At 67.4% G+C, this 5299-nt stretch carries 5 protein-coding genes; all 5 read right to left on the bottom strand.

Annotated elements, in window-relative coordinates; all coding sequences use genetic code 11:
• A partial coding sequence (gene fliD, locus JHC36_RS08575) for a flagellar filament capping protein FliD (protein WP_287918262.1) occupies nt 1-1826 on the bottom strand: 1826 nt, incomplete at its 3' end.
• A 28-nt stretch (nt 1827-1854) separates the two neighbouring features.
• Entirely contained in the window at nt 1855-2295 is a 441-nt protein-coding gene (locus JHC36_RS08570; protein WP_287918260.1) for a hypothetical protein, read from the bottom strand.
• 75 nt (nt 2296-2370) lie between these two features.
• Nucleotides 2371-3855, bottom strand: coding sequence for a flagellin N-terminal helical domain-containing protein (locus JHC36_RS08565; RefSeq protein WP_287918257.1), 1485 nt, complete (start codon nt 3853-3855; stop codon nt 2371-2373).
• 175 nt (nt 3856-4030) lie between these two features.
• Entirely contained in the window at nt 4031-5116 is a 1086-nt protein-coding gene (locus JHC36_RS08560; RefSeq protein ID WP_287918254.1) for a hypothetical protein, read from the bottom strand.
• Nucleotides 5109-5299: hypothetical protein (locus JHC36_RS08555; protein WP_287918251.1), on the bottom strand; the 191-nt coding region annotated here is incomplete at its 5' end. The genes JHC36_RS08555 and JHC36_RS08560, both read right to left, overlap by 8 nt.

Genomic DNA, 5299 nt, shown 5'->3' with positions numbered 1-5299 from the left:
TGTGCCTCGACGCTTTGCTGCAACTGCGCAATCTGTTTGTCGATGCTCGCAATCGAGGCATTGATGCCCTGCGTCGCCGCGGCCACGAAACCATTGCGGCTGTTGAGCGCGGCCACCAGGACCGAGTTGAGCTGCTGATACAAGCCCTGGCTCAAGGTCACCGTCCCGAGGCTGCCCGTTCCAGGCCCCGTGATGTCGAGCTGCAGGCCCAGCGCCGCACCCGGACCTGTCACGGTCAGCCGCTGGCCACTTCCACGGGTCGTCTGTCCGTTGACCGAGCCCGCCACATCCACACCGGTCGCAGAAAGCACGGTGGTTCCAATGCCGGTGCTGCCCGGGCCCGCAGCCTGGTCGGAGACGACGGAAAAACTCTGCCCCGAGCCATAGGCCTGGGTTGAAATCCGTAAGCCGCCGCCATCCTCCGCGGCTTCGATGCCCGACAGGCCGCCCTCGCGCAGCCTCGCGTTGATGGTGCTGATCACCTGCTGCAGCGTGGCGCCCGCGTCGAGGTTGACCGTGACCGCCTTCGTGCCCGAAGTGAAGGTCAGCGCCTCGGCCGTGGCCAGTCCGCCCGAGGCAATCGAAGGCGCAATCGCGATGACCGCGGGGCTCGCCGGCGTGGAAACGCTCAAGGCATACGTGCCGGGCTGGGTGTCGGTCGTCGCGCCAACGAAGCGCACGTTGCTGTTGCTGGCCGAGCCGACCTGGCCAAACAAACCGGTGACGCCCTCGTAATCGACTTTCAGCGCCGCGGTCAGCTTGCCGCTGTCGAGCGCGAGCGTGCCGTCTTCCGCAAGGCTGATGCCCACCGAGCCGAGGGATGCGTAGGTCGCGCCGGGCCGGGTGCCGACGCCCTGCCCGCTGATCAGGTTGAGCATCTGGGTGCGCAGGTTCTGCACCCCGATGTCACCGAGCAAAGGCCCGGACTGGCTCGGGGCTCCGTTGCTGCCCGGAACGAAGGCCGTGACCTCGTTGAGCGTGCCCATCGCCTTGTTGAAGGCAGAAACGAAACTCTCGACCGACTTGACGAAGGCTGCACTGTCCTTGGCGACGGTGAGCTTGGTCGAGCCGCCGGCCTGCAAAAGGTCGAACTTGACGCCCGGAATGGCACCGCTGATCGTGTTGTTGGCGCTGGTGACCAGCAAACCGTTGATGCGCACCGATGCGTCCTGCGCCGCCTGGCTTTGGGTCATGCCTGCACCCGGCGTCGCCGGGTCGTAGGCCAAGGCACCGAGCGAGCCGGTTGCGCCGCTGACGCTGACTTTGAACGCGTTGGCAGCCCCGGTGCTGTTGCCCGAGAGCGTGAGGCGATAGCCGCTGCCGTCGAACACGACCGCTGCGCTGACGCCAGCGCCCGCACTGTTGATGGCCGCGGCGATGCCGTTCAAGGTGTTGTTGGAGCCGTCGATGCTGATCGACTTCGGGCTGCCACTGCCCACCTGAATCTGCAGGGTGCCGGTTCCAATGGCGGTGTTCGTGGCCGAGGCAAAGGCCTGCGAATACAAGCTTTGCGACTGGGCCAAGGTGACATCAGTGAGTGTGTAGCTCCCTTCGGGGGCGTTGGCGTCGACGCTGGCGGACACGACGCCCGCCGTCGATGCACTGACGCTGCGGTTGTTGAGCTGCGTGACGTTCTGCAAACCCGCCACCGTCGACTGCAGGCTCGAGAGGCTGCCTTGAAGGCGGCCCCAGGCCGAGAGCGTGGCTTGCTGTTCGCGCTGCTGGTCTTGCAGCACGGTGATCGGCCGCTGATAGGCGGCGGAAATCGTGCTCACCAAGGACTGCACGTCCACGCCGCTGACCAAGCCTGAAATCGAAACGGCCATGTTGACTCCTCAGACGGACTCGACCGGCTCAGGCCTGGCCACGGAAGAGCGTGCCGGCGGGTGCCGAACGTTCGGTGTCCGACAGTGCGTCGGCCGCCTCGATGAGCTGCTCAGCCGGCACGTAGTATTTGAAATACACCTGCTGGGTGCGCCGGTCGGACAACTCCACCAGCACACGCCCCGGGTTTTGACCGGTTGCGTCGAGCCCGACGCTGAGCTTGACGCCGCCGCTTTGCGCCAGTTGCTGGTTGAGCCGCGCCACCGCGCGCTGCACCGCATCGGGGGTTGCGGAAGAGGCGGGTGCCGGGGCGCTCGGTGCGGCGGCTTCTGCCGCTGGCCGTTGAGCGGGAACCGTGCCTGGCTGCACGGCTGCTCCGGGCACACCTTGCGCCGCCGTCGAGCCCGAGGCACCGACGGGTGCGACGGGCGTCGTGGCCGACACGGGCAATACAGAACCGGACATTTCCATGACTCTCTCCTGGACCTAGGCCCCGGGCACGCACGAGGCGGACCCGGGGCCTGCGGCGCCGAGCGCCGGGGCTGCTTAGGGCAGCAGCTTCAGGAAGCTCTGCTGCAGCGAGTTGGCCTGCGCGAGTGTCGAGATACCGGCCTGCTGGAGGATCTGGTACTTCGAGAGCTCGGTCGTCGCTTCGGCGATGTTGGCATCTTGCACCACCGACTGCGCGGCCTGCAGGTTCACGGCCGTGGTTTGGAGATTCTTCACCGAAGCCTGAACGCGGTTTTGAATCGCACCCAAGTCGCCGCCTTGCTTGTTGAGCGCGTTGATCGCCTGGTCGACGATCGCAATCGCCTTGTTCGCGCCTTGGACGGTGGACACGTCCACACTCGCCACGGCCGAAAGCGTGCTGATCGCGTCCAAGCCGATGTTGCCTCCATTGCCCAGCGAATACCCTTGCGTCGACTGCAGTTGCACGAAGCCTTGGACCAGGCCGGTTGTTTTCCCGGTAGAGCCATCGATCGTCACCCCACCCGCGACCAAGGACCCCGTCCCCGAGAAGCCAGCAATCGAGATGTTTTCGCCTTGCGACTGCGTCAGGATCAGCTTGTTGTTGGCATCGAGGCTGGCCGTGATACCGGTCGTCGCGGTCTTGTCGTTGATCGCCGAAACCAGACCGCTGAGGCCCGTCGGGTCGATGCTGGTGACGTTCGCCGAGATATTGACCGCATTGGTTTGACTACCCGTGGTCCCGTTGCCCAAGGTTAAGCTGAACGAGCCTGAAGTCACTGCGAAGGCCACGCTGGTATTGGCCGTGGCGGTGACGCCCGTCTTTTCAGAAACCTTGTTCACGCTGGCCGCAATGCTCGCTGCCGAATCGGTGGCGTTCGCGACCGTGACCGTATCGGAGCCTTTGTAGCCGTTGATCGTCACCGCCCCTGAAGTGAAATTACCTGCCGATTGACTGATCGTGAAAGCCCCACCGGCCGCATACCCATCGTCGACCACGCTGCCGTTGGTCGTGTAGATCGCACCGGACGTCTTCATCACGTTGTTGCCGATCGCGTCGGTGTTCGCGTTGGCCACTGAGACATTGATGATCTGGTTGGCGTTGGCGCCGACCTGGAACTGCTGGCCCGCAAAGCTGCCGTCGAGCAGGTTCTGGCCGTTGAATTGGGTTTGCGTGGCGATGGTGCGCACCTGGGCCAGCAACTGCGACACGACGCCCTGGAGGGCGGCGCGGTCCGACGAGGTGTTGGAGCCGTTGGCTGACTGAACCGCGATGGTACGGATTTGCTGCAGCAGGTTGGTTTCGTTCTTCAGCGCGCCGGTCGCGGTCTGCACCAGGGAAACCGCCTGGTTGCCGTTGGAAACCGCCTGGTTCAAACCGTTGATCTGGGTCTGGAAGCGCTGCGAAATCGCATAACCCGCCGGGTCGTCGGCCGGGCCGTTGATTTTCTTGCCGCTCGAGAGCTGATCGACGTATTTGCTCAGGCTGCCCGCAGTGCCGCCGAGGGCATTGAGCGTGTTGAGCGCGTTGACGTTCGTGTTGATGATGCCGGAAATGGCCATGATGAACTCCTTTGGATCGAAATGATCCGGCGTCCCTGCCGGATGCCGGCAACCTTGCCTGCACCCCACTTGACGGCACGATCCGCGCAGACTTTAGGGCGGGCGTGAAAAAGCCCGAGCCGGGTCCGGTTCCCGGGCCGCGCGGCGTTGCCGGGGCTGCTGGAGCCGCGCCGTGCTACCGCGGCTCAGGGGCTGAGGCGTCGCCGGGCAGCGCCGCGGCGCTGGGCGTCGCGGGGTCTGGATCGGCCAGTGCTTCGGCCAAGCTCAGGGCGTGTGCGCGCAGGACCAGCACGTCGTCGCTGTGATGGGCAGCCAGGCCCCGCAACGCGCCGGCCTCGAGCCGCAGCGCCTCGACGCCGACGGCGAGCCCGTCGGACACGGGCCGCAAGGCGGCGAGGAGACGATCGCGCCACTGCCGCCAGGGCTCGGTGGGGTCGGGCGCAACGCGCTCGTCTGGAGCCGGGTGGGGCTGGGGCGGCCTATAGCCCGGGCGATCGGTCGCATGCTCAGCCGCCTCCAGTGCCCGCTGCAGCTCCGCCGCCAGCGCCTCGAGGTCGGGCACGGCCTGCGCGGCAGCCGCCCCCGCCACGCGCAGGTGTTCGATGACCAAACCGAGGTTGAGCCGCAGGCATTCGAGCATGGCGACGAGCGCGCGCCCGGGCGCGGTGGCCAGGGCTTGCGCCTGCGCCTGCGCATGGGCCTTTGCCTGCGCCGACGGACCTGTGGGCTCGCGCGCGGCCCCGGGGGCCGGGGCTGCGGGCTCGGGCGCTTGCTTGAGGATGGCCTGGACGGCTTGCACCGCCGCGGCAAGGGTTTCCCACTCCACGAGCAGCGCATCGAGCCGCGCCGCAGCCGCTTCGAGCCCGGTACGCACGCGTTGATGAGCCTGATCGGCTGCGGCCAGGCAGGCGCGGCTGTGGCTTTGCGCGGCGACGCGTCGGGCGGCTTGGTGGCTGAGCTGGGCGCGGAGCGTCTGCAGCGCTTGCGCGCAGGCGTCGGCCTCGCGGCGGGCGAGCTTGTGGGCGGCCTCGAGGCGGGCGCATTCGGATTCGAGACGGGCTTGTTCGGCCTGCATCCGCAGGAATGCACGGTGCGCACGGCGCTCGGCCAGCACCCAGCCGGCGGCACCGAGCAGGCTGGCCGCGACGGCCGCGCCTCCGACCCAAGGCGGGGGCCAGCCTGCGGTGGCGAGGCCCGCAACCCCGATGGGCGCGCCCAGCAACGCCAGGGCGACGGCGCTCCGCCCGTCCCATTCAGGCACCGTCCGCTCCCATTGAAGAAGCTGCCGCGTCGCATAGGGCGTCAGCGTCGAGGATGCAGCAGACACCGTAGCTGGCGCTGGGCAGCAAAGCCCGCACGCAGGACCAGCCGCCTGGCCCCGCGCCGGCCAAGGGTGTCGGCAAGGGCTCACCGGCACGCCGGCGTCGCAAGCCGAGCAGGCGCG

The sequence above is a fragment of the Tibeticola sp. genome (genome assembly GCF_022759015.1).
Classification (GTDB): Bacteria; Pseudomonadota; Gammaproteobacteria; order Burkholderiales; family Burkholderiaceae_C; genus Tibeticola; species Tibeticola sediminis.
Note: the sequence above shows the minus strand (reverse complement) of the source record. Positions and strands in the feature narration are given on the sequence as shown.

What these genes read in the sequence shown, in the direction of transcription:
- JHC36_RS08565 (WP_287918257.1), bottom strand. Translation starts at nt 3,855, where the DNA reads ATGGCCATTTCCGGCATCATCAACACGAACGTCAACGCGCTCAACACG.
- JHC36_RS08570 (WP_287918260.1), bottom strand. Translation starts at nt 2,295, where the DNA reads ATGGAAATGTCCGGTTCTGTATTGCCCGTGTCGGCCACGACGCCCGTC.